The organism is Sphingomonas sp. PEI4 (assembly GCF_056679955.1).
Genome location: NZ_JBWXPI010000005.1, coordinates 82,772 through 106,959, shown reverse-complemented (window position 1 = coordinate 106,959; position 24,188 = coordinate 82,772). Strand labels below are relative to the sequence as shown.

Below are 24,188 nucleotides of genomic sequence, written 5' to 3'. Positions count from 1 at the left end.
TAGTGGAGCGCCCGGCGATCGTTTTTATTCGAAACACGATCTCCGCGCATCTTTAGGAACCCGGCCAAGTGGAGGAAGCTGTATTATCAGCTTCAACATACGCCAGCCATATGATCTGAGATCGTGTCCCACCGCGTGGTGTAGCTTCAGCGGCGTAGCCGCTTTGATCTCCGGACATGGCCGGGTCGATCACGCCGCCATGGACGACAACGTGACTGCGGGATCATCGCTCAATTGCGTTACGCTTTCCAGTGTCATGTAGCGTCCCCGCTGGACCGCCCACTCGTCGTTCTGCTCTAGTAGCAAAGCGCCGACGAGGCGGGTGATGGCATCCTCGTTGGGGAAGATGCCGACCACGCCGGTGCGTCGCTTGATCTCGCCGTTCAGGCGCTCGAGTGGATTCGTGCTGTGCAGCTTGGTGCGATGCTGCGGCGGGAACGACATGTAGGCGAGCACGTCCTCCTCCGCCGTATCCATCAGCTTTGCGAGTTTAGGGACGCTGGGTCTCAGCTGGTCGGCGACCTTGCGCCACTGACCCTTGGCGGCTTCGGGCGTCTCCTGTGCGTACGCGGTGGCGATGAAGGCCGAGACGACGCGCCGCCCGCTCTTGCCGGCATGGGCCGTAGCGTTGCGCGCGAAATGTACGCGGCACCGCTGCCACGTGGCGCTGAACACGCGTGAGACGGCAGCTTTGATGCCCTCGTGGGCATCCGAGATGATGAGTTTCACACCGCGTAGGCCCCGCCGCGCGAGGCCGCGGAGGAAGTCTGTCCAGAACGTCTCAGCCTCCGACGCACCGATCGCCATGCCGAGCACCTCGCGCCTGCCGTCACCGTTCACGCCGACTGCAATGGTGACCGCGACCGAGACGATCCGACCAGCCTGACGCACTTTCAGGTACGTCGCGTCGATCCACACGTACGGCCAGTCGCCCTCGATAGGCCGGTCGAGAAAAGCCTTCACGCGGACGTCGATCTCCTCGCAAAGCCGGCTTACCTGGCTCTTCGAGATGCCGCTCATACCCATGGCCTTCACCAGGTCGTCGACCGAACGGGTCGAGATGCCTTGGATGTATGCCTCCTGGGCGTCACCTCAAGCTTTGTACGCTGAACAACGGTTTTCCGGACATAATGTGAACATTGGTGTCAGGCAGCGGCGCGAAGGTACTGGTAGAGGGTTTCGCGGCTGATGCCCATGTCGCGCGCTATGGTCGCCTTGCGTTCACCGGCGGCAACGCGGCGGTGCAGATCGGCAATCATCTCATCCGAGAGCGACCGTTTCCGCCCCCGATAGGCGCCGCGCTGCCGAGCGATCGCAATGCCTTCGCGTTGCCGTTCGCGGATCAGAGCGCGCTCGAACTCAGCAAACGCACCCATGACCGAGAGCATCAGATTGGCCATCGGGGAGTCCTCCCCCGAGAAGGACAGGCTTTCCTTCTCAAACTCGATCCGGATACCTCGCTTGGTGAGGCCCTGGACCAGCTTGCGCAGGTCATCCAGATTGCGGGCCAACCGATCCATGCTGTGGACGACGACGGTATCGCCTTCGCGGGCGAAAGTGAGCAGAGCCTCAAGCTGGGGGCGGTTGACGTCCTTGCCCGATGCCTTGTCGGTGAAGGTCCGATCGAGCGACTGACCTTCCAATTGGCGATCCACATTCTGATCGAACGTGCTGACCCGGACATAGCCGATCCGTTGCCCCTTCACTGCGCACTCTCTCCATCAAAATGTCAGGTTGAAATCTATGATACGTAACGAAATTCGTCAACAAATTCCGTTTATCACCCTAATCTGACAGAAACCGCAGTACCGCCCTGACGTCCAGTTAGGCTATACTCCAAGCTGACATCACGAAATCAAATCCCTCAAAGATGGCGTCAATTGCCTTGATGGGGTAAAAACTGGAGTGCTTCCAGGATGGGACATTCGGCAACGTCATCTCCAGTGCATCTGGCTAACGTGGTCGCCAGCGTCACCTCTATCTTCTGCAAATCTGCAATGCGGCGGCGGACATCTTCAAGGTGGAGTTCGGTTCTCGCCATAACCTCCGCGCAGGTTTGTGCACCGGTATCGGTGAGCGACAACAATGACCGTATCTCATCCATTGCATAGCCAAGGTCGCGCGCGCGCAGGATGAACTGCAACCTTTGCACCAGTTCCGGCGAATAGACGCGGTAGCCGTTGGAACTGCGAGGCGGCCCCGGCAGCAATCCCACCTTCTCGTAATAGCGGATGGTTTCGAGATTGCAGCCTGTTTTCCGGGCAAGCTGGGCACGCAAGATGCCGACCTGTTGCTCCATGAAAATACCTCTTGAGTCTGTAGTGGCTACAGAGCCTACACTGCGAATCACTCAGTTGGAACAAGGGATTCAAGCCATGGTCTCAACGCCGGAAGCGGGACAGCCAGCCCTCACCGAAAACCACGAGCCGAAGCAGGCAAACTGGGTTGCGGCGGGCGCATTGATCGGCGCGGGGCTCGCCTCGGCTTGCTGCGTCGTCCCGCTACTGTTGGTTATGCTCGGAATTTCCGGCGCGTGGATCGCCAACCTGACGGCGCTCGAACCTTACAAGCCCTATGTCGCAGGCGTAACGCTCGCGCTGCTCGGCTACGGCTTCTGGCATGTCTATTTCAAGCCGAAACCGCCCTGTGAAGACGGTTCCTACTGCGCTCGTCCACAATCGGCTTGGACCACCAAGGCGGTGCTGTGGCTGGGCCTTGCCGTCGCCATCCTGGCGCTCACCATCGACTGGTGGGCACCCTGGTTCTATTGAAAGGAAATACCCATGAAAAAGACAGTATGTATCGCTATGGCCGTGCTGGCTATGGCTGGCGGCGGGGTCGCCTATGCAGTTAGTGGCACGGCGCAAGATCGCCCCGCGGCTACCGCAACCGCTCAGAAGCAAACCACCTTTGCCATAGAGAACATGACCTGCGCCACCTGCCCGATCACCGTGAAGAAGGCGATGGAAGGCGTCGCCGGGGTAACGGCGGTCACGGTCGATTTCGCAGCCAAGACCGCGCGCGCAACCTATAACCCGCGCCGCACCAATGCTGCTGCGATTGCCGCTGCATCAACCAACGCGGGTTATCCGGCGCGCGCTATTCAAAACTGAGCGGGGCGCCGCCAGCGCCTCAAGAAAGCGATAAGCAATGAACGACTGTTGCAACCGCCCCGGGCAGGAAGGATTTGACGTGGCCGTCATCGGCGCGGGTTCTGCCGGGTTCTCCGCCGCGATCGCCGCTGCCGATCTGGGCGCGAAAGTGGCGCTCGTCGGTCACGGCACGATTGGCGGCACCTGTGTCAATGTTGGCTGCGTTCCTTCCAAGACGCTGATCCGCGCCGCCGAAGCGGTGCATGGTGGGCTTGCCGCCGCGCGCTTTCCCGGCCTTGGGGGCGCTGTCCAGATGGATGACTGGTCCGTATTGGCGGCGTCGAAGGACGATCTTGTCACGACGCTGCGCCAAAAAAAATATGTCGATCTGCTGCCCGCCTATGACGGTGTGAGCTATATCGAGGGCAAGGCACGCTTTGCCGATGGTGCGCTGATTGTCGGCGATGCGCCCATGAAGGTCGGCAAGGTCATATTGGCGATGGGTGCGCACGCCGCCGTGCCGCCGATTCCGGGGATGGACAGCGTGCCCTACCTAACCAGCACATCGGCGCTGGCGCTGGATCGCTTGCCCAAATCGCTGCTGGTGATCGGTGGCGGGGTGATCGGGGTAGAACTGGGACAGATGTTTTCGCGTCTGGGCGTTGATGTCACCATCTGCTGCCGAAGCCGCCTGCTCCCCGAAATGGACCCGGAAGTGAGTGCCGCGCTGAAAAACTATTTGGAAGCCGAGGGCGTGCGGGTTTGCGCAGGTGTCGGCTATCAGCGTATCGCCCAAACACAGAGCGGGGTCGAATTGACCTGCGAGGGGCATTGTGACACCGTCGCGGCGGAACAGGTGCTCATCGCCACCGGACGCCGACCCAATAGCGACGGGCTTGGGCTGGAGGAGCGCGGCATAGTGCTTGCCCGTAATGGTGGAATCGTCGTCGATGACCACCTCGAAACGTCGGTTCCAGGCATTTACGCGGCGGGCGATGTAACGGGACGGGACCAGTTCGTCTACATGGCCGCCTATGGCGCAAAACTGGCCGCGCGCAACGCGGTGACGGGCAACCAATACCGCTACGACAATTCCTCCATGCCATCCGTCGTCTTCACCGACCCGCAAGTCGCCAGCGCCGGCCTCACTGAAACGACAGCACGGGCGCAAGGCCTGGACATCAAGGTTTCGCTGCTCCCGCTCGATGCTGTGCCAAGGGCACTGGCAGCACGCGATACGCGGGGTCTCATCAAACTGATTGCCGACAAGGCGAACGACCGTTTGCTGGGCGGCCAGATCATGGCACCCGAAGGCGCGGATTCGATCCAGACACTGGTGCTGGCGATCAAACACGGCATGACCACCCTGGAATTGGGTGCAACGATATTTCCTTACCTGACCACTGTGGAAGGCCTCAAACTGGCGGCCCAAACGTTTGATAAGGATGTCGCCAAACTGTCTTGCTGCGCCGGGTGATTGCTCGGGGATCAACCGGCAACGAATGGCCTCCCTCCAGTGCAAGCCGCTTTGGTGTCAATTTTGTTATTCGCCTCAGCGGGAGAGCAAAATGGCACGACGCCGACTTCTGACCGGAGACGAGCGCCGGCGCCTGTTCGATCCTCCTGTCCAAGAAACCGCGATCATTGGGCATTATACCCTTTCTGCGGAAGATGTTGAATTGGTTGGGCGCCGCTATGGTCCAGCAAATCGCCTCGGTCTGGCTGCACAAATCGCTTTGATGCGACATCCCGGCTTTGGTCTGCAACCCGAGATCGGGCTTCCCGACGTCATTCTTCAGTACCTCGCGGCACAGTTATTCGTCGATCCTTCCTCCTTCTCTGCATATGGTCAGCGCGCGCAAACTCGTACCGATCATGCCGATCTCGTGGCGCGTTATCTTGGCATACGCCCGTTTCGACGCGGCGACCTGGCACTTGCCCTGAATCTTGCCGCGCAAGCCGCCGAGTATACAGACAGAGGTGAACCGATTGTTCGCGCCCTCATGGTTGGCCTGAAGGGTGAGCGGTTCATTCTTCCGTCAGGCGACACACTGGAACGCGCCGGTCTTGCTGGCCGGGCACGCGCACGCAAAGCTGCCGCAGCCGCAATCGTCGAAGGCCTCAGCTCTGCTGAACTGACACGGCTAGACGAACTCGTAATCAACAACCCGGATTTCGGCATGACACCGCTGGCGTGGTTGCGTAATTTCGAAGAAGCCCCGACTGCGGCCAATATCAATGGCTTGCTTGAGCGCCTGCGCTATGTTCGCGGCATAGGTATCCACCCGGTAGTTGGGGGCGCCATTCCGGAATTCCGCTTTGCCCAATTTGTCCGCGAGGGCGGCGTGGCACCGGCATTCCTGCTTTCGGATTACAGCGTCAATCGCAGGCGGGCGACGTTGACGGCCGCAGTGATCGACCTTGAGGCCAGACTTGCCGATGCCGCGATCCAAATGTTTGACCGACTTATCGGCGGCATGTTCACGCGCGCGCGGCGTGGGCGCGAGCGTCGCTACCAAGATAGTATTCAGTCGGTGGGGCAACTCATGCGGCTGTTTGGCGCCACGATTACAGCACTTGATGAGGCTGTCCAGAATGGCGGCGATCCGCTCGAATTGATTGACGAAGCGGTGGGCTGGCACCGGCTTGTTGCGGCAAAGGCCCAAGTAGATGCCCTTGCTGATCTTGCCGGCGAGGACGCACTGGTAACGGCAACCGAGCGTTACGCCACGCTACGGCGTTTCAGCCCGGCATTTCTGGACGCCTTCACCTTCAAGGCGTCTGGAACAAGGACGGCACTGATCAAAGCCATCGATGTCATTCGCGATGCGAACACACGAAAGTCGCGCGACCTTCCCGATGGCGTTCCACTGCCATTCCCCAATCGGCAGTGGAAGCGTCTCATCACCGAAAGCGGCCGTATCGACCGCCGACGTTATGAAATTGCGATCATGGCAACCTTGCGTGATCGTTTGCGCGCCGGTGATGTATGGATCGAGGGAACCCGCAACTATCAGCGCTTCGATGCCTATTTGCTGGGTCGGCGCGACGCCGCCAAAGTGGCGGATGTGCTTCCGTTCGATTCAAATGCTGCATCCTACCTCGCTGACCGGGCACGAAATCTTGACTGGCGGCTGCGCCGATTTGCCAAGCAGTTGAAAACAAACAAGCTTGAGGGAGTGTCGCTCGAACGAGACCGGCTCAAGCTTCAGCAAATGCCGCCTGTCACCCCACCGGAAGCTGAAGCCCTCGATCGCAAGCTCGATACCCTGCTTCCCCGCGTGCGCATCACCGAGCTGCTGCTTGAAGTCGCCGAACGCACTGGTTTTTTGAACGCATTCCGTGACCTGCGCTCAGGCAAGGAGCACGACAACCCCAGCACGGTACTCGCCGCAATTCTGGCTGATGGCACCAACCTCGGGCTGGAGCGGATGGCCAATGCCAGCGAAGGCGTCAGCTATGCCCAACTCGCATGGACCCACAACTGGTATCTTTCACCCGAGAACTATCAGGCCGCGCTGGCCATGATCATCTCAGCCCATCACGAATTACCCTTCGCGCGGCATTGGGGCGCTGGCACCAGTTCGTCGTCCGATGGCCAGTTCTTCCGGTCGGGGCGGAGCCGTTCAGGGGCGGCGGACGTCAATGCCAAATATGGCGCCGAACCTGGCGTGAAAATCTATTCTCACCTTTCCGATCACTTCGCATCATTCGGATCACGGATCATGTCCGCGACGGCAGGTGAAGCGCCTTACGTGCTCGACGGGCTTGTCCTGGGCGCCGGCAACCTTCCGTTGCATGAGCACTATACCGATACCGGCGGCGCCACCGATCATGTTTTCGCACTCTGCCACCTACTCGGGTTCCGCTTCGCGCCCCGGCTGCGCGATATTGGCGACCGCAAGCTGGGTTCGATCGCTGCGCCATCGACATACAAGGGCATCGAAAATCTGATGGGCCGCACCATCAAAACGGCAGCGATCGAGGCCGATTGGGATGACATCGTCAGGATTGTCGCCTCAATCAAGGATGGCACGGTGGCGCCGTCAGTAATCTTGCGAAAACTTGCCGCCTACAAACGCCAGAACAGGCTGGATTTTGCATTGGCTGAACTGGGCCGTATCGAGCGCACTTTGTTCACGCTCGATTGGCTTGAACAACCGGAACTGCGACGTGCCTGTCAGGCCGGTCTCAACAAAGGCGAGGCGAGGCACACGCTTGCCGCCGCCATCTATACCAACCGGCAGGGTCGGTTCACCGATCGCTCGCTGGAAAATCAGGAATTTCGCGCATCTGGGCTGAACCTGCTGATTGCGGCGATTTCCTACTGGAACACGGTCTATCTCGACCGGGCCGCCCAGCACCTCAACGCTGTCGGCACGACGTTCGATGCGGCACTGCTTGCGCACCTTTCTCCGATGGGCTGGGCGCACATCAGTCTGACCGGCGATTACCTCTGGGAGCAGGCCAGGCGACTTCCAGCAGGTGAATTCCACCCACTCAACGAGCCAATGGCGCGGTTGAAGCGTGTAGCGTAGCCCATGTTCCGCTTATGTCCGAGAAATCGTTGTCTGGCGAACAAACCTTGAGGTGACGCCTCCTGGACAACCGCGGTCAGCGCTTTTTCTGAAAGGCGCCGGGGCTCCAGGAAGGCGGGAAAGTAGCTGCCCGTCCTCAGCTTGGGGATGCGCAGTTCAACGGTGCCGGCCCGCGTTTCCCAGTCGCGCTCGCGGTAACCGTTACGTTGGGCAAGCCGGTCGCTGCTCTTCTCGCCATATCCAGCGCCGGTCAGACTACCGACCTCCAGATCCATCAGCCGCTGCGCGGCAAAGCCTATCATCTCACGCAGGAAATCTGCATCCGCGCTCTTTCCCACCAGCGCCTGCAGGTTCATCGTGTCGTCGGTCATCGAAGGTCTCCTTTGGTTGAGTCTTGCAACCCAAACCTATCGGGGTCGGTTCCGGTTGAGGGCGGAATGACACCCTAAGCGTGGGGCACGAAGCACGCAGTCTGAGTTTATGGTCGAGCCGGCCGTTCACCGGGCATTCGCGCCGCGATGCGGTTTCGCCGCTGCCGGATCTTCAGCGGCACCGCGACTACAACGAACAGCCCCGCAGCACAGTAGAACCAGACCAACGCTGAATCGCGTTGCCGCAGGGCAATGCAGATGAGACAGGAAACCGCAACGATCGGGGTTATCTTGGTCACCCACCACAAGGCAGATCCCCATCCGGGTTGATCGCGCATGTCCTTGTTCACGATCAGCACGAACAATGTCGCCGCGACCTTCAAGCCGATGGCGAAAGCGGCGATCCAGCTTAAAAAGTCGATCAGGGTGGAGAAGCCGAACGTCAGCATGGCATGAGGATGCGACGCAGCTTGTTGCCGGGCAACCTGTAATCCGTCCCAGATGGTAAAAGGAAAAGCCGGATCATATGTCGGTGAGATCCTCGGGGTAACGCCCACCGCGCTGACAGAACAGATGCCAGGTTTCCCGTCCTCGTTCGGTCAGAAGCAGGTATTCCGGCCGATCAGGCGGATGATCGAGCAGGTTCAGGCGGACGAGCGGTCGGATGCTGCGTTCACCGATCACCCTGTCAGGGCTGCTACCTTCTGTGACGGTGGCCCAGCCCGGCGTGCCGCGTTCAGTGATCGCAGGTGCCAGATGACCGTCGCGCGACTGGCTGCCGTCACCGCCTAGGATAGCCAGGCAAATGCTCCAGAAGCCTTCGCGGGGTCGCGGCGGGATCAGCGCCCACTCGACCGGGCCGGTATCTGATTGCTCCGGCACCGATGCGAGTGCTGTCGGGTCGTCCCGCACGCCGTCGCGATATGCCCGTTCCAGTGCCTGGGCGATGGCACCGGCGGTATCGACGGTGAGGCCGTACTTCCGATCGGATCGGTCCTTGGCGACGATACCACGCGCGATTTCACGGAAGCGCGCCTTGCGCCGTGGATCGGGCGGAAACTGTCTGGTCATGCCTCCCCCTCGACAGGTGCAGCATCCACCCGCGCCCGCCCGACGATCGCGGCGACGGTGTTCTTGCTGAGGCCGATGTCGCGCGCGATCCAGCGATAGCTGCGACCCTCGGCGACCAGCTCCAGCACCTTGGATGCGTGCCGGTCGGACTTGGGGCGGTCGCCGATCTGCCGGCCAAGTTTCCGACCCCGCGCCCGTGCCGCGGCGAGACCGGAGCGGACCCGCTCGCTGAGCATGTCGCGCTCGAATTGCGCGATCCCGGCGAGCATTGTCGCCATCATCCGCCCGTGCGGCGTATCGACCTCGAACGTCATGCCGCTCATCGCAACGACCGACACGCGCCAGCCCGACAGCCGGTTGAGCGTGTCGAGCAGGTCCTGGGTCGAGCGCCCCCAGCGGCTGAGTTCGGTGACGAGAATCGCATCGATGTGGCGCGCCTGCGCCAGCTTCATGATTTCGCCACGCGCCGAGCGGTTGGCCTTCATGCCTGAAGCGGTTTCGCGGAAGATCTCGACCACCTCATAGCCGCCCCGTTCGGCAAAACCGGCAAGATCACGCAGCTGCCGCTCGCACGACTGGTCGGCGGTCGAGACACGGGCGTAGATGGCAGCGCGTTGTCCCAATTGAACCTTCCTGAAATCAGGCCTCGAAAACTCTTGATTTACGTGGCGTCAGTGTTGTCCAAAACAGACTTCTGTTCAATGGGGACAAGCCGTGCATGCCGAGACGCCATATCCTCAGCGCCCGACAGCGTTCGGCCCTACTCGACCTACCGACTGACGAAGCGGCGCTGCTGCGCCATTATCTTCTGGCAGACGATGACCTGATTCATATCGACCGGCGTCGCCGACCGGAGAACCGCATCGGGTTCGCCCTGCAGTTGTGCGCGCTGCGATATCCAGGCCGGACCCTTGCTCCCGGCGAACTGATCCCCCACACTGTATCTGCCTTTCTAGGCGCCCAGCTTGGCATCGCTGGCGAGACGCTCGCGGCCTATGCCGTTCGACGCCAAACCCGCCACCAGCACTTGGAGGCGCTGCGCCGTATCTACGGATACAGAATGTTCCCCGGACGGGGACCGTATGCCAGGGCTTTCCGCGATTGGCTTCTCGCCGAAGCCGAGCAGGCACGCTCAAACGACGACCTTGCCCGGCGCTTCATTGCCCGCTGCCGTGAAACCATGACCATCCTGCCGGCGATCACGACAATCGAGCGTTTGTGCGCGGACGCGCTCGTCGCCGCCGAACGTCGGATCGAGAAGCGGATCGCGGCCCGTCTCGATCCCGTCGCCTGTGATGGGCTCGACCGACTGACTACCGAGATGCTGCCGGGGGCGATCAGCCGCTTCATCTGGCTGCGCCGGATTGAGCCGGGCAACAACTCCGCCGCGGCGAACCGGCTGCTCGACCGGCTCGAGTTCCTGCGCGCGATGAACCTCAATGATGGTATACTTGCCGGTGTTCCACCGCATCGCGTCGCCCGGCTACGCCGGCAGGGCGAGCGCTACTTCGCCGATGGCCTGCGCGACCTCGGCGCCGATCGGCGCCGCGCTATCATGGCGGTCTGCGTCATTGAATGGGCCACGGCGACTGCGGATGCGGTGATCGAAACACATGACCGGATCGTTGGCCGCACCTGGCGCGACGCGAAGCAACTGCATGACGCGCGGGTCGTAGAAACCAGAGGCGCTACCACTGCGACTTTGAACGGCTTCACTGCACTCGGTCAATCATTGCTCGAAGCGCATGGCGACGGCGCGTCGCTGGAAGATGCGGTCGCGGGCGGGGCGGGATGGGAACGGCTCACCAGCCTCGTCGCTACGGCCAAGACGTTGACGGACACCTTGGGCGATGATCCGCTGGCCTATGTTGATCAGGGGTATCACCGCTTCCGTCGGTATGCCCCGCGCATGCTGCGATGCCTCGACCTCAAAGCTGCGGCGGTTGCACGGCCTTTGCTGGACGCGGCTACCGTCATCGCTACCAAGGGCGCAGTTCCGGCGGCCGACGATTTCTTGCGCCCGCATTCCAAATGGCGGCGACAGTTGCGGGCGAAGGGCGATGATGATGCCCGCCTCCGGGAAGTCGCGGTCATGTTTCACCTGCGCGACGCGCTGCGCTCGGGCGACATATGGCTCGACCGCTCGCATCGATATGGTGACCTGCGCCACGTCCTCGTGCCGATGGCGGTCGCGCATGCCGCGAAGCTGGCGGTCCCGTCCGACCCGCATGTCTGGCTGGCTGACCGCAAAGTGCGTCTCGCTGATGGCCTTGCCCGGCTCGGTCGCGCCGCGCGCAGCGGTACAATTCCGAAAGGCAGCATCGAGGACGGCACGCTGCGCATTGATCGGCTCACCGCTGACGCGCCGGATGGGATCGAGGATCTGGTGCTTGATCTGTATCGCCGGCTGCCGCCCGTCCGCATCACCGATCTGCTGCTCGAAGTCGATACCGCGCTGGGTTTCACTGATGCCTTCACGCATCTGCGCACCGGCGTGCCATGCGGCGACCGAATCGGCCTGCTCAACGTCCTGCTTGCCGAGGGCCTGAATTTGGGTCTGCGTAAGATGGCAGAGGCTTCCAACACTCACGACTATTGGCAACTCTCCCGTCTCGCTCGCTGGCACGTCGAAAGCGAGGCGATCGACCAGGCGCTGGCCAACGTGGTCGCGGCGCAAGGGGCGCTGCCGATGGCCCAGGTCTGGGGTATGGGCAGATCCGCATCGGCCGATGGCCAGTTCTTCCCCGCCGCACGGCAGGGCGAAGCGATGAATACGATCAACGCCCGCTACGGCAACGATCCCGGCATCAAGGCCTATACCCACGTCAACGACCGCTTCGCGCCGTTTGCATCGCGGACCATTCCAGCCACGGTCAGCGAAGCACCTTATCTACTCGACGGGCTGACGATGAATGAGGCAGGGCGACGGATCGAAGAGCAGTACGCCGACACTGGCGGGTTCACCGATCATCTGTTCGGGATCAGCGCGATGCTCGGCTGCCGCCTTGTACTGCGCATCCGCGACCTCCCATCCAAACGACTGTACGTGTTCGACCCTGCCGCGACGCCGAGCGAATTGCGCCCGCTGGTGGGCGGCAAGGCGCGTGAGGCGCTGATCGTTTCCAACTGGCCCGATCTGTTCCGCTGCGCCGCCACCATGAGCGCTGGACAGGTCGCGCCGAGCAGCATCTTGCGCAAGCTCGCCTCCTATCCGCGCCAGAACGATCTTGCCTCCGCGCTGCGCGAGGTGGGCCGGATCGAGCGGACGCTGTTCATCATCGAATGGATACTCGACGTCGGCATGCAGCGCCGTGCACAGGTCGGCCTCAACAAGGGCGAGGCACATCATGCGCTGAAAAATGCCCTGCGCATCGGCCGTCAGGGCGAAATCCGCGACCGCACGACGGAGGGTCAGCATTACCGGATCGCCGGCCTCAACCTGCTCACCGCCATCATCGTCTACTGGAACACCCTGCACCTTGGCCATGCCGTTGAGGCCCGGCGCCGCGAAGGGCTCGATACCCCCGACCATCTTCTCGCCCATATTTCGCCGCTCGGATGGGCACACATCCTCCTCACTGGCGAGTACCTTTGGCCCAAGGACGCCGGCGCTTAGGGTGTCATTCCGCCCTCAGCCGGAACCGACCCCCTATCCGAAGATCTTCGATGGCCACCCGTGAACCTGACCGGCCGCTACAGCGCTGGATGATAGCGCGCGGCCGGTCAGCTTCACTACCGCTGAGCTACACCACCACGCGGGACACGACCTGATCTGACCGTTTTGACGCTCGCGTTAGAGCAAGCGACTGGAGTTAAAGCGGTCGCCAGCTGCTCAAGATTTTCCCTCATCCCAATAGGGAAAAATCAGCTGATAGGTAGGGTTGACCCGATACCAACTGGCTCTCTTGTAAGCGTAGCTGTCGAGATGGGGGAATAGCATTGCCGCCCTCATACCGCTGCTGACCTCAGCCGGTCGATTGTCTGACGTTCGAATGCCTGCGGATCTTTAGCGGCAGTTTCGAGCAAGCGGCTGTCCAGTTCCATTGCGACGTTGCCACCAGCGAGCATGATGCCGGCGTCGCACGAGACCGCGAGCGTCCCGAGATCGTGAAGGGCGGTCATCAGCGTCAGTCCGTTGTCGACCATCCCACGCAGCGCTTGGCGAAGATCGAACGCGGCAACGGGGTCCAGCCAGTTGAAGGGCTCGTCCAGTATCACCCGCGTGTGGCCCTGCGCGAACGCAAGGGCGATCGTGATCCGCTGCCGCATACCGGCCGAGCAGTCGCCGATCCAGCGGTCGAGCAACGCGTCCAAACCGAGCGCCCCGCGCAATGGGCCTAAACGGGGCCAGATCGTTTCGATATCCCCGCCGACCAGTTCCAGCACCTCGCGTCCGCGCAACGCATCGGGCAATGTGTCGGCCGGTGGCGAAAAGCCGAAGTACGTCGCTCGCGCCGGCCGGTGCGCGATCATCTCCACGCCATCAATGCGGCATGATCCGCTGGCGAATGGCAATCGCCCCGCAAGTGCGCGAAGCAGGCTGGTCTTGCCCGACCCGTTTGCCCCGATCAGGCCGAACCACGATCCTTCTATAACCGCCAGGTCAACGTGGCGAACGACACGCTCGCCAGTACGCTCGATCGATACGGCAGTAAGGTCGATGATCGGATTCATGCAAGCAACCAGGTCCTTGCCGCGGAGCGGCGCTGCAACTGCCACAAGATGGCAATGCCGACGAATGGCAGGATGATCGGCATTGAGAAAGCCGTCAGAATGAGCAGTCCCGTCAGTATCGAAACGATGAAATCGGCAAAGCCCTTGCCATGGATTCGATAGGCGAGGGTTCGTAATACCATCAGCAGCAGGGCCCCGATCGAGGTCGCCGCGACGACGGCGGCGAGGGCATGACCGAATGCTAAGGCGCAGGCCGGTGCCGCTGTACCGACGAAGAGCATAGCGCCGCGCGCTTGGCGACCAATGATGCGCCATGCGCCCCGACCTGCGATCGTCTGGAAGCGCACGCTGCCGTCGTCGACTATGGTCAGCGCCAACCCGGATAGGGCTGTCTCGATACCAGCGACCACAACCAAAGCGTCACCCCGTAGGTATTGAGCCGCAAACGCCAGTGACAGCAGCAACATCGCGGCAGCGACGATCCCGGCGCCGGGTCGCTGGATCCATGATCGGAGAATTCGGCCGATCCCCGCATTGCACGCGCCAAAGCCGGCTATGGAGAGGCTACCTGTTACATACCCCACGAGCGCACCGATCAGATAGCCGGGTAGACTGGCAATCAGCAGGGATGGTCGGGAGATGACCGTGAAAATTGCCAGCAGTGTCAGCCCGATCGCACACCACGCGATCAGGTAACGCCTTCGGAGCGCTGGACACAGTGCGTCAGCCGCCAAAGGTCCATCGGAGGCGTGAAACGCAAGGCGTACCGCGATCAGGCGGCCGGTGGTCAAGCCGATCAATACGCCGGCACCGAAGGCTGTCCACGCGGCGATCGGCCATGCGCGATCCAAAAGCCATGAGCGCGCGGCCGCCAGAGCGAACAACAGCATCGTCGCTGCAATTAGGCGGTCGTGCCAACCCGAAAAGGTAGCCCTCGCAGCGTTGATCGCGATCCGCCGATCGTAGCGAAACAGGCGCTCGGCCGGTCCCGTTCCTTCCCCAGCCGTCAAACTCACTTTGCTTTTCGCCTTTCGGGTCGAATTTGAGCGAAGCGGCAAACCTACATAAGCGGTGCTGTTCCGGCGAGACCCGGTCGTCGCGAATGTCCGCTAACCTTCCCAACCCGGACATTCCCGAAATCGGATCAATTTTTGGGAATGGCCGGGTTTGGTGGTTTCCAGAATGGCGGCGTATGAGACGGCTCAACTGGAAAGTAGACGGTCGCAATGCTACCGTAATTTAGTAGATAAGGGTCAGGCATTGAGGTGGCCCCCTAAATAACCTGACAGGTCCCCGCTCTTAGATAAGAGTGAGGCACATGACTAACGGTACGACTAGGCGTTACAATGATGGCGAGGTTCTCTCCGGTGTTCCGCGCCGGAGACGGTGGACACCGGAAGAAAAGGTCCGGATCGTCGAGGAGACGTATCTGCCCGGAATGAGCGTGTCACTCGTCGCCCGCCGGCACGGCATTGGTGGGAATCAGATCTTCACCTGGCGGCGCCTGATGGCGCAGGGTGCGCTGACCGCCGCGGCAGCTGGTGAGGAAGTGGTGCCGGCGTCCGACTACCGTGCGCTCGAGGCGCAGGTGCGCGAATTACACCGGCTGCTCGGCAAGAAGGCCATGGAGAACGAGCTGCTCCGCGAGGCCGTGTCCCGGGCCGCAGGCCCAAAAAAACTCCTGTTGCGCTCGACCTCGTTGCCGCAGGATGGACGGTGAGCGCGGTCGCAGAGGCGGTCGGAATTGCTCGCCCACACCTGTCCGCAATGCGCCATCGCCCGTCGCCCCGACCACGCGGACGACCGCCACTGCCGGATGCCGAGCTGGTCGCCGACATCCGCGCGCTCGTCGCCGATCTGCCGACCTACGGCTATCGCCGCGTTCATGCTCTGCTGCGCCGGCAGGCCGAAAAGACCGGGCGCAAAGCGCCCAATCCGAAACGCGTCTACCGCGTCATGAAGGTGTACGGGCTGCTGCTACAGCGGGACGGCGAACGCCGCGAGGAACGGCGGCACGATGGCCGGGTCGCCGTCGACCTCCGCAACACCCGCTGGTGTTCCGACGGGTTGGAGATCACTTGCGACAATGGTGAGAAGGTGCGTGTCGCCTTCGCGCTCGACTGTTGCGACCGCGAGGCGATGGGCCACGTGGCGACGACGGGCGGCATCACCGCCGAGGACGTCCAGGACCTGATGGTCGCCACAGTCGAGCATCGCTACGGACAGGTGAACCGCGTACCCGAACCCATCGAGTGGCTTACCGATAACGGCAGCTGTTACACCGCTCGCAACACACGTGCGTTTGCCCGAGGCATTGGGCTGATCCCGCGCACGACCCCAGTCAGCAGTCCTCAATCGAACGGCATGGCTGAGGCGTTCGTCCGCACCCTCAAACGCGATTATGTCCGTGTGAATCCCAGGCCGAATGCGCAGAGTGTCATCGACCAACTGCCTGGCTGGTTCGCCCATTATAACGAGGTGCATCCGCACCGCGCTTTGCGCTATCGATCACCCCGCGAGTTCATCGCGCAAACCTGCGAGGCCCTGTCAGACCTTTAGGGGGCAACAACAGGCATGGTCGAGCACTTTCTATTTATGATCGGTGGGGATGATGACGAACAGATTTCGCTAGTCCAAAGCGAAGTAGATCGATCGTGTCGCTTGGTTTGTACGGTGCGAGGTGAGAAGCATTCCGTCGAAGAAACGGACTTCTTTAAGGCCTTACAGGTGATCCGGCGTCGCGCTTTAGAACCCAAGGGACTGATACCCTTCTGCTATGGCGCTAGTCTCAAGGTATGGCCTTCGGGGATGTCGCGAGGCATGGGTCGAGGATTAAAGGCATATAAGATCGAGGTAGGTGGACAAGCATCCGATCTCGTCAGCATTTTCGATAGTGGGCCCGACGTGATTCCCGCGTTAGTGGCCGCTCAAGAAGAATATGCGGGTGACTGGGTTGCATCGTTGCCCGCTAAACTTCCGCCTTCGGGAAAACCTTAGACCGCGGGAGATGACCGCAAGTGGGGGCTTTCTGCCGATCCCACCCTTTCTTGGAAAGGATCCAGAGTGTGCGTAAACTCGCTGTCGATCAGATAAGGGCCGCGTGAGCGGCTTCGACGACGAACTGGGCGCGCATACGCGCCGGATCGAACCATCAGGCCGAGAACGGCTGTTAGTGGAGGCGAACGCCGGTTTATCGACCGCGCGAAGCGGTTATTTCGAGCCAAATCAGGCCTGAACGGCCCGTATCATCCCCGGCACGCCGATGATGGTTATAGCCCGTCTGAGATTGTAGGCTAACGCGGTCAGGCTGAACTCGGCGCGCACCTTCTCGAGCCCGCGCATCAGGAATGCGCCCTGGTTCATCCACTGTTTGATTGAGCCGAACGGATGCTCGACCGTCTCGCGGCGCACCGCCAGTATATCCGGGCGGGCGGCCAGTCGCTCCGCCATGCGGTCAAGCACCGCCTCGTTCTCCCAGCGATTGATGCGACGGTAGCGCCCGCCGGTGCAGCGAGCCTTGATGGCACAGGCGGCGCAGGCATTCGGGTTGGAGTATTGCACTGTGACATGCCCGCGCACGACGGAGTGGTAGCGGGTGTCGAGACGCTGCCCGCTGGGGCAGCGATACACGTCTTCCTCGGCACCGTAGTGGAACCGCTCCTTGGGGAAGTGGCCGTTGCTGACCGCGATGCCCCGCTGGGGACGTGCGACATAGGGCGTGATGCCGTTCTCCTCACACGCCTCGATGTCCTCGCCCTTGTAGTATCCCATATCTGCCACGGCATCGATACGCTCGGCACCGAGCAAGGCCTTGGCCGCGCCAGCGGTTTGGGCCAGTAGGCCGAGGTCGCTGCCGGCGTTGGTAACATGCTGCTCGACGATGAGCTTGTGCTTGGCATCGACCGCCACCTGCGCATTGTAGCCGACGGTCGTCTTGCCATGCGTCACCATCGCGCGCGCGTCGGGATCGGTAAGCGAGATCTGGCTCTCGCCGCTGGTCTTCAGCTGTTCCAACATCGCCTCGCTGACCTGGCGCCGCTCACGCACCTTGGCGATCTTGGCCGCAAGCGCCTCGGCAGGCCCGATACCACCGTCATCCTCGCCGCGGTCGATGTCGTCCAGTTGCGTCAGATAGCGCTCCAGTCGCTCGTCGGCCGACTTGAGGTACGTCTCCAGTTTCGCCCGTGTGAAGTTGCGCGTTTGGCTGTTCACCGCCTTCAGCCGCGTGCCATCCACCGCCAGCAGTTCGCGCCCGAACAGATCGAGCTTACGGCATAGAGCCACGAACGCACGGAAGACGGTCTTGAACGCCGCCCGGTTATCGCGCCGAAAGTCAGCGATGGTTTTGAAGTCCGGCCGCAACCCGCGCAGCAGCCAGATCACCTCGAGATTGCGGATCGCCTCCGCCTCCAGGCGCCGGCTTGATCGCACCCGGTTAAGATAGCCGTACAGGTACAGCTTGAGCAGATCGCCCGGATCAAAGCCTGGTCGCCCCGTCGCCTTCGGCCGCGATCGAAGAAAGCCAGCGTCACCCAGATCGAGGTCGTCAACAAAGGCATTGATGAACCGCACCGGATTGTCCGCCGCCACGTAATCCTCGACCGACGCCGGTAATAGCAGCGCCTGCTCGCGCGCATGACCTTCGATATATGCCATCACCAAAACATACACCCGTCAGCATATCGAGGGAATCAGGCAACCAAGTTTTCGCACACTCTGGATCGAATTTCGGGAATCAATTGCGTGACATGTTGGGCAGGAAAGGTTCTACAGGTTTGGGCGGTTCGCTCCTGAGGACCACGCTGGTAGCAACCGCCCCGTATCTCGCCACCGAGTCCACAATCCGTTCCAGATCCTCGGGCGCCGGCACCATGACGCGCAAGACGAAGCAATCCTCGCCGGTCACGCGATAAACGTCGATCACCTCAGGCAAGGCTCTAAATAATTGCAGGCAGGGCTCGATGTGCTCATGCGTGGTGCGCAACCGCATGATGGCGGAGGTGGCTATGCCGATCGCCTTGGGATCGATCCGGGCGCCGTAGCCCGTGATAATCCCGCGCTCTTCAAGGCGACGGACGCGTTCCGACATGGCGGGCTGCGAAAGGCCGATGCGTCGTCCGAGTTCGGAAAGAGCGATTCGGCCGTCCTGTTGCAGGGCCGCCAGAATGGCACGATCGGTTACGTCGAGAATGAGGTCCGAACGGGGTGCCATCTGCAATTGATCCTGATCGCCTTTAAATCATCGACAAGAACGCTTCGCAGCCGATGATCATCCATATACTCGGCACGTCAACTGCCGCATATTCCGGCCGTTCCCATTTTTCTGCGGCATGAGATGGCGATGATTTACCTTCCTGGTATCGGTGGTTCCGGAGACGCGCACTGGCAGACGATCTGGCAGCGCCAAGACCCTCACTCGACGAGGTTCCAACCAAGCAGCTGGGACCGCCCGGAACTGAGCGACTGGATCACGGCCCTTGATGTCAGCCTCGACGAGGCCGTCGAGCCGAGGATTTTGGTGGCGCACAGCCTCGCCTGCCTTCTCGTCGCCCATTGGGCGGCCCGCTCTGCGCTCACACAGTTGGTAGCTGGGGCACTTCTCGTCGCCGTCCCCGATCCGCACGGTTCCCAATTTCCGCATGAGGCAGCCGCCACTTTCGCCGATGCGCCATCGGCGCCGTTGCCGTTTCCGACCCTCGTCGTGGCCAGCAGCAACGATCCCTATGCCTCCTTCGAGCATGCCGAGCGCAATGCTCGCGACTGGAAGGCCGGTATCGTCAATGTTGGAGCGCTGGGCCATATCAATGGAGCGAGTGGACTGGGATCGTGGCCGGAAGGTCGACGACTTCTTACGGCATTCCTTTCGGGGGGCTGCCGTTTAGGCTCTGGCAGGCTAGATTAATTCGAACCTCCCGTCCCGTAAGGAGGATTATGGACGCTTGTAGGGTTTCGCCGTGAACCAACTGCCCACGAGACGGCCTGCCCCGTCTCGAATGGAACGCACAGCAGGAAAGTCGCCCTAGCGATTGCACCGGCCGCGGTCGCGCCATCCCCTTTTTCCCAAAATCTGTTCCCGATTGCTCTTTCCCAAAATTGCCAATCAGAGATGGGAAAGCAGGAATGATCGCGCCTAACGAAAGGGTGCGTTCGTTGCGCGGATCGCCAAGCTTAGCGTTCGACACTGCCCTTTCAGGCCAACCGATTCCTACCGTGAATCTGTGTCCGAATAATGCACAGAGGCCTCCCACGCGATTCAGCTCTCTCGGCTGCTTTTGCCCCGGGCCTCGCACGAGAGGCGTTCGCCGCGACGCCATTTTGCCGGATCGATGAAGTAGCCGGCATGCACGCCGGCATGTCTGGCCTCGGCATTTTCGTAAGCGGCGAGATAACGCTGCGCGCGCTCCGGGTCGTTCTTCAGATAGCTGGTCGCCGGCACGGCAAGTCCCGCTGCGATCATGCTCTCACCAAGGTCCTGGCCCCCAATCTCAATCGTTCCGATCGGACGACCGTAGCTTTGCTTGCCCGTCAGGCGGATGGTGCTGCTTCCTGACTTCAGGAGCTTCGACGCATAGTCCTGTGCCGCTTTGCCGCATTGCCAGCAGCCATTCGCATTTCGACATAATTGCCTCTTCTCGAAGGCATCGGCCCCAAAAATCCTGACGTCGAACGATACCGTGTCACCGTCGATCGCGCGACCGTCGGCGCGGATCAGCGCTGGGTCTTCGGCCTGGGAGGCGGATCCTCCGCAGGCGGCAAGGGCAAGAGCGAGAACAAGGGTTATGCGCATGCGCGTGCGTCCTGGATCAGGGTGTCGGTCGTCTCGACGATCAGCCACGGCTGCAGCGGCTCGCCCGTAGCGACGATGTCGGTGTGGATCCCGTCAAGGCGCATCCATGCGGCGACCCTGACGGCGTTGGACCTGCTGCACAGGATACGTCGCAGCGGCGAGAGGGGAGTGTCGGCAGACATCGGGATATCCATTATGCTGGTGTCGCATACGCGGTAGGGGCCGCGAAGACGGTGCGGTGAACTTTGGTTTCCGGAACGACAGACCAGGCCAGGTCGCGGAAATGCGAGATGCGGTAATGCCCGTGCCCCTTGTCGCTCCGGAAGGTGATCTTTTCGCCGCGTTTCACGACGATGAACTCGGTGCCGGTATGGCCGTCGCTGAACGAAACCGGGCGGGGAAGTTTGATCCGCATCCCGTTATCGATTTTGCGGGCGTGCAGCCTTAGCCTCGCGAGGCAACGGCGTCGCCAATCCAGCGCGCTTTCTTTGCTGGTTGGCGACAGGAGACGCAGGATCCGGGCGGGACATCCGGCCTCGCAGGGTCCCATAGATTCCTCCTGGTCCTTGTACGCAAATATGTATCCGTCTCTGGCCTTGGGGTTCCAGCGGACCAGACACACGAGTGCGATGACGTAGAGCGGCTCGTCGTCTGAAATGATCTCAGCTGCTGCGTACCAGACGCGGTTTCCGACGAACGCGCTGTCGATAACGCGCATGCCGCGCGTGCCGCCACCATCCAGCGCACGGCTGTAGGTGAACTGGTCGTCGAGATAGGCCTTGGGGTTCGGGTGGCCGGCCATGCCGGCGCTGGTCATCGAGAGCCAACCCATGTCGTGTTCTCCGGTTCATGCGGCGAGCCGCGTTTCTGCTGCGGCCTCGGTCGAGAAGGCGCGAAGGTAGGAGAAGGCCTGTTCGGCCTTGGTGGCGGCGAGGAAGATCGCGGTCTTGTCGGCGCGGAGCACCCCCAGCCAGTTGGCGAGGTAGGAGGCATGGCTGTCGTGCAGCTCGGTCGGGAGACCGAGATCGCCGCAGATCATGGCCGAGCCAAGCTCAGCGACCAATTCTTCGACGCAATATGCGTTGTCGCCGAAGCGCTTCCCGAAGGTGCGATCGAGCCGGGAGGCATGGCCTGCCCAATGGACGGTCTCGTGTGCCCGAACCGATGCGTACGCGTCGCCTGACTTGAAGCTGCCGGTGTGCGGCATCTGGATATAGTCGAAGGTTGGGTGGAAGAAGGCGCGGTCACCACCGTGACGCACCTTGGCCGGAATACCGGCAAAGAAGGCGTCGATGCGATCCTGCCGTTCTGAGATTAGCAAAGGGGTCGGTGCGACCTCGCGCGGGTAGTAATAGTCCGGTAGGCGTAGGGTAGGCCGGGTGGCGTCTCATAGAGAACGTCCCTCGGCCCCCCTCCGAACCGGACTTGCACCTTTCAGCGCATCCGGCTCTCCACCTACGTCAGAGTTGCAATCGTCGTCTATCGGGCAGCCTGCCGGCATGGAGGTCCACATGGCAGGGCCTGCACAGCACGATGCGCTTGCGCGCCCGTGCGGAGATCATCTTCCGACCCAAAGGCGCAACCTTCATGTCAGCCATCTTACGGACGTGATGCACCTCGCATGCCGTGTTTTGAACGCCGCACAGTTCACACCGATTGGCATTTAGACGTTCGACAAATTCAGTGCGGTTGAGGCCCCACCTCGCAGTGGAGGGAACGATATCAATCGTTCCGTACCGGATTTCTCCGACACTCAACTCGCTCGACTTCCATAATTTGACCGTTCTGGTCGTTCCATTGACCTGGTAGCTGACCTGATATCCGGTTCTACACCGAAGCCTATTGAAAACCTGCATTACCGAACACTTATGCTTGTTGGCGAGCGTCCGCCCAAAACTGGACTGCCAAATGTGGCTCAGTTTGTTAAGCTTCTTCTTCACGTCCCACGCTAGCGCATAGTAGTTAGCAAATCCTCGTAGCTCAGCATTATAGGCCATCACGATCTCAACGTCACTGCAATGAAGAAGCCGAGGACGATGCTGGCCGACAAAGGCCGACCAGTCGCCATACTTCCTCGTAGCGCAAAATTGCGCGACCTTGTCCCATGGTACGCTTAGTTGCATGACGTCGGAGGGCATACGCGGCCTGGAAACGCGGCCATTCCTCACGACTTTCCCGGTTCGACGCTGGGTATGTGTATGAACGTCGTAGCCGAGAAACCTCACCCCATCCGACGCTTTCGCAATCCGACTTTTCTCTTCCGAAGCTTCGAGACAAAGGGTGTCGGTCAAGAACGCCTTGACCGTTGCCATCACCTCACGCGCCTCGTCCTTGGAACCAATGACGCCTATAAGGAAGTCGTCGGCGTAGCGGACGAAACGCAACCTGCGAAAATTCTGGTCGAATGGATCGCGCGCACGAAGCGACGCTCGCCTCTCCCCAATCTGCTCAATCTCGCGAAGTGCTTGATCGACAGCGGGATCGTCAGCCTTGCCTTCGGAGCGTAACCGACGAACTTTCTTCCAACGATATTGCATGTTTCCACTGAGCCGCCAGTATTCAGCCGGGACGGACCGTTGATCACCTTTGTCAAACCGTTGCCTGTATTCCTCCATAAACTCATCGAGCTCATGGAGGTAGACATTGGCCAGCAAAGGCGAAACGATACCGCCCTGAGGCGTTCCACTGAACGTCTCTCGAACCTGCCAGTCTTCGAGGTACCCAGCCTTCAGCATTCCGCGAACGAGACCGATGAATTTTTCATCATCGATCCGCTTTGCGAGTAGCTTGAGCAGCACTTCGTGGTTGATGTTGTCAAAGAACCCGACCACATCAACCTCGACCAGCCACTTCATGCCAGTCCAGACGCCGCGAACGGTGTCCAGAGCGGTGTGACAGGAACGTCCCGGTCGAAACCCATGGCTGTGTTTAGAAAACACGGGCTCATAAATCCGTTCCAAGATGCTCCTGACCACCTCTTGCACCAAGCGGTCATCAACCGTTGGTATACCGAGAGGACGCAACTTGCCGTTGGCCTTGGGAATATAGACCCGGCGCACAGGTGACGGGCGGTGAGTACCGCTGAGGACCTGCGACATCAACCGGTGAAGCTTCTCGGGCGAAAAGCCGTCGAAAGTCTCACCATCGACGCCCGGCGTCAGCGAACCTTTGTTACGGGCAATCCGCTCGTACGCTTGTTCCCAGAGGAGGTCGCACTTCATGAGATTGAACAGCCCGTTGACCCGCTTCCCTGCGATAGACAACTTTGGCAACTGCTCCATCCGCTTCAGGACGGTATGTGACAGCATCAGCTAGTCCCTTCCCTTGTTGATGGAGCGACGTAAGCTGCCGGACTTCCCCCGGCCGGTTGGGCTTTCGGATGAGTCACCTCGATCCTTATACCGCCGGTCGTGCGTGCCCGAAGGCACGCCTGTCCCGGGCGTTACCCCGGGCGTTTGAGTACTACTCCGGCTCCGTAGCCATACAGGACAGGACGAAGCCCGCCTGCTACAGGCTATCCTGTGATGACGTGAGTAAAGAGATCCGACTTGGTTAGGCCCCCATTTCATCCCTTTGTCCCCATATAGGGCTGCGCCGAGTAGGCTGGATGCATCGATCCTCATCGGAAAGATCAACGCCTTTGAGTACTCGGAAC

21 protein-coding genes and 3 pseudogenes are annotated in these 24,188 nt (G+C 61.1%); 8 read left to right on the top strand and 16 right to left on the bottom strand.

Annotated elements, in window-relative coordinates; translation table 11 throughout:
- Positions 1–189 precede the first annotated feature (189 nt).
- The 3 genes and pseudogenes from AC1MLZ_RS23745 to AC1MLZ_RS23735 form a co-directional block, all read right to left on the bottom strand.
- Positions 190–1,083 (bottom strand): annotated as a pseudogene (locus AC1MLZ_RS23745) (IS256 family transposase); the annotation flags it as partial.
- A gap of 62 nt (positions 1,084–1,145) precedes the next feature.
- Positions 1,146–1,706 carry a recombinase family protein gene (locus AC1MLZ_RS23740; protein WP_004213255.1) on the bottom strand — a complete coding sequence of 187 codons (561 nt, stop codon included), beginning with the start codon at positions 1,704–1,706 and terminating at the stop codon, positions 1,146–1,148.
- Between the two features lie 170 nt (positions 1,707–1,876).
- Positions 1,877–2,299: a MerR family transcriptional regulator gene (locus AC1MLZ_RS23735; protein WP_014072603.1), complete on the bottom strand. Its 423-nt coding sequence runs from the start codon at positions 2,297–2,299 to the stop codon at positions 1,877–1,879.
- A gap of 76 nt (positions 2,300–2,375) precedes the next feature.
- Here AC1MLZ_RS23735 and AC1MLZ_RS23730 point away from each other — a divergent pair, with 76 nt between their 5' ends.
- The 4 genes from AC1MLZ_RS23730 to AC1MLZ_RS23715 all read left to right on the top strand — a co-directional run bounded on the left by AC1MLZ_RS23730 (position 2,376) and on the right by AC1MLZ_RS23715 (position 7,630).
- Positions 2,376–2,771 (top strand): mercuric transporter MerT family protein, encoded by a 396-nt coding sequence (locus tag AC1MLZ_RS23730; RefSeq protein ID WP_014072602.1) that lies wholly within the window; start codon positions 2,376–2,378, stop codon positions 2,769–2,771.
- A gap of 12 nt (positions 2,772–2,783) precedes the next feature.
- Positions 2,784–3,113 carry a heavy-metal-associated domain-containing protein gene (locus tag AC1MLZ_RS23725; protein WP_004213249.1) on the top strand — a complete coding sequence of 110 codons (330 nt, stop codon included), beginning with the start codon at positions 2,784–2,786 and terminating at the stop codon, positions 3,111–3,113.
- A gap of 37 nt (positions 3,114–3,150) precedes the next feature.
- A complete protein-coding gene (gene merA, locus AC1MLZ_RS23720) occupies positions 3,151–4,569 on the top strand; it encodes a mercury(II) reductase (RefSeq protein WP_004213247.1) in 1,419 nt (472 codons plus the stop codon).
- 91 nt (positions 4,570–4,660) lie between these two features.
- Positions 4,661–7,630 (top strand): Tn3 family transposase, encoded by a 2,970-nt coding sequence (locus AC1MLZ_RS23715; protein WP_480962298.1) that lies wholly within the window; start codon positions 4,661–4,663, stop codon positions 7,628–7,630.
- A 32-nt stretch (positions 7,631–7,662) separates the two neighbouring features.
- Here AC1MLZ_RS23715 and AC1MLZ_RS23710 read toward each other — a convergent pair.
- The 4 genes and pseudogenes from AC1MLZ_RS23710 to AC1MLZ_RS23695 form a co-directional block, all read right to left on the bottom strand.
- Positions 7,663–8,001 (bottom strand): annotated as a pseudogene (locus AC1MLZ_RS23710) (transposase); the annotation flags it as partial.
- Between the two features lie 107 nt (positions 8,002–8,108).
- A complete protein-coding gene (locus AC1MLZ_RS23705; RefSeq protein ID WP_480962297.1) occupies positions 8,109–8,450 on the bottom strand; it encodes a hypothetical protein in 342 nt (113 codons plus the stop codon).
- A gap of 73 nt (positions 8,451–8,523) precedes the next feature.
- Positions 8,524–9,072 (bottom strand): hypothetical protein, encoded by a 549-nt coding sequence (locus AC1MLZ_RS23700; protein WP_480962296.1) that lies wholly within the window; start codon positions 9,070–9,072, stop codon positions 8,524–8,526.
- Positions 9,069–9,695, bottom strand: coding sequence for a recombinase family protein (locus AC1MLZ_RS23695; RefSeq protein WP_480962295.1), 627 nt, complete (start codon positions 9,693–9,695; stop codon positions 9,069–9,071). Before AC1MLZ_RS23695 ends, AC1MLZ_RS23700 begins: the two co-directional genes overlap by 4 nt.
- 95 nt (positions 9,696–9,790) lie before the next feature.
- Between AC1MLZ_RS23695 and AC1MLZ_RS23690 the strand changes: the two genes are divergently transcribed.
- The gene (locus tag AC1MLZ_RS23690; RefSeq protein ID WP_480962294.1) at positions 9,791–12,688 is read left to right on the top strand and encodes a Tn3 family transposase; all 2,898 of its coding nucleotides are present in this window, start codon (positions 9,791–9,793) and stop codon (positions 12,686–12,688) included.
- 332 nt (positions 12,689–13,020) lie between these two features.
- On the opposite strand, the gene AC1MLZ_RS23685 is transcribed toward AC1MLZ_RS23690, so the two are convergent.
- Complete coding sequence (locus AC1MLZ_RS23685; RefSeq protein ID WP_480962293.1) at positions 13,021–13,746, bottom strand: ATP-binding cassette domain-containing protein; 726 nt, start codon at positions 13,744–13,746, stop codon at positions 13,021–13,023.
- Positions 13,743–14,636 carry a hypothetical protein gene (locus AC1MLZ_RS23680; RefSeq protein WP_480962292.1) on the bottom strand — a complete coding sequence of 298 codons (894 nt, stop codon included), beginning with the start codon at positions 14,634–14,636 and terminating at the stop codon, positions 13,743–13,745. Before AC1MLZ_RS23680 ends, AC1MLZ_RS23685 begins: the two co-directional genes overlap by 4 nt.
- Before the next feature lie 428 nt (positions 14,637–15,064).
- Here AC1MLZ_RS23680 and AC1MLZ_RS23675 point away from each other — a divergent pair.
- Both AC1MLZ_RS23675 and AC1MLZ_RS23670 read left to right on the top strand, forming a co-directional pair.
- Positions 15,065–16,305 (top strand): IS3 family transposase gene (locus AC1MLZ_RS23675; RefSeq protein WP_480962291.1). Its coding sequence is split into 2 segments (ribosomal slippage): positions 15,065–15,409 and positions 15,412–16,305, totalling 1,239 coding nucleotides; the frame shifts between segments, so codons are not numbered across the junction.
- Positions 16,306–16,846: 541 nt separating this feature from the next.
- A complete protein-coding gene (locus AC1MLZ_RS23670) occupies positions 16,847–16,981 on the top strand; it encodes a hypothetical protein (protein WP_480962290.1) in 135 nt (44 codons plus the stop codon).
- Here the strand turns inward: AC1MLZ_RS23670 and AC1MLZ_RS23665 are convergent.
- Both AC1MLZ_RS23665 and AC1MLZ_RS23660 read right to left on the bottom strand, forming a co-directional pair.
- Positions 16,972–18,402 carry an IS1182 family transposase gene (locus tag AC1MLZ_RS23665; protein ID WP_480962289.1) on the bottom strand — a complete coding sequence of 477 codons (1,431 nt, stop codon included), beginning with the start codon at positions 18,400–18,402 and terminating at the stop codon, positions 16,972–16,974. The genes AC1MLZ_RS23670 and AC1MLZ_RS23665 overlap by 10 nt on opposite strands.
- A 79-nt stretch (positions 18,403–18,481) precedes the next feature.
- The gene (locus AC1MLZ_RS23660) at positions 18,482–18,958 is read right to left on the bottom strand and encodes an Lrp/AsnC family transcriptional regulator (RefSeq protein WP_480962288.1); all 477 of its coding nucleotides are present in this window, start codon (positions 18,956–18,958) and stop codon (positions 18,482–18,484) included.
- Between the two features lie 129 nt (positions 18,959–19,087).
- On the opposite strand from AC1MLZ_RS23660, the gene AC1MLZ_RS23655 reads away from it, so the two are divergent.
- Positions 19,088–19,648, top strand: a complete 561-nt coding sequence (locus AC1MLZ_RS23655) for an RBBP9/YdeN family alpha/beta hydrolase (protein ID WP_480962287.1) — start codon at positions 19,088–19,090, stop codon at positions 19,646–19,648.
- 351 nt (positions 19,649–19,999) lie between these two features.
- Here the strand turns inward: AC1MLZ_RS23655 and AC1MLZ_RS23650 are convergent, their stop codons facing one another.
- The 5 genes and pseudogenes from AC1MLZ_RS23650 to ltrA all read right to left on the bottom strand — a co-directional run bounded on the left by AC1MLZ_RS23650 (position 20,000) and on the right by ltrA (position 23,841).
- On the bottom strand, positions 20,000–20,533 hold the full coding sequence (locus AC1MLZ_RS23650) for a thermonuclease family protein (protein ID WP_480962286.1): 534 nt from the start codon (positions 20,531–20,533) through the stop codon (positions 20,000–20,002).
- Positions 20,524–20,715 (bottom strand): hypothetical protein, encoded by a 192-nt coding sequence (locus AC1MLZ_RS23645; RefSeq protein WP_480962285.1) that lies wholly within the window; start codon positions 20,713–20,715, stop codon positions 20,524–20,526. The genes AC1MLZ_RS23650 and AC1MLZ_RS23645 overlap by 10 nt, the downstream gene beginning before the upstream one ends.
- An 11-nt stretch (positions 20,716–20,726) precedes the next feature.
- Positions 20,727–21,350, bottom strand: coding sequence for a DUF6927 domain-containing protein (locus AC1MLZ_RS23640; protein WP_480962284.1), 624 nt, complete (start codon positions 21,348–21,350; stop codon positions 20,727–20,729).
- 30 nt (positions 21,351–21,380) lie between these two features.
- Positions 21,381–21,896 (bottom strand): annotated as a pseudogene (locus AC1MLZ_RS23635) (zincin-like metallopeptidase domain-containing protein); the annotation flags it as partial.
- A gap of 97 nt (positions 21,897–21,993) precedes the next feature.
- On the bottom strand, positions 21,994–23,841 hold the full coding sequence (gene ltrA / locus AC1MLZ_RS23630; protein ID WP_480961616.1) for a group II intron reverse transcriptase/maturase: 1,848 nt from the start codon (positions 23,839–23,841) through the stop codon (positions 21,994–21,996).
- Between the last annotated feature and the right edge of the window lie 347 nt (positions 23,842–24,188).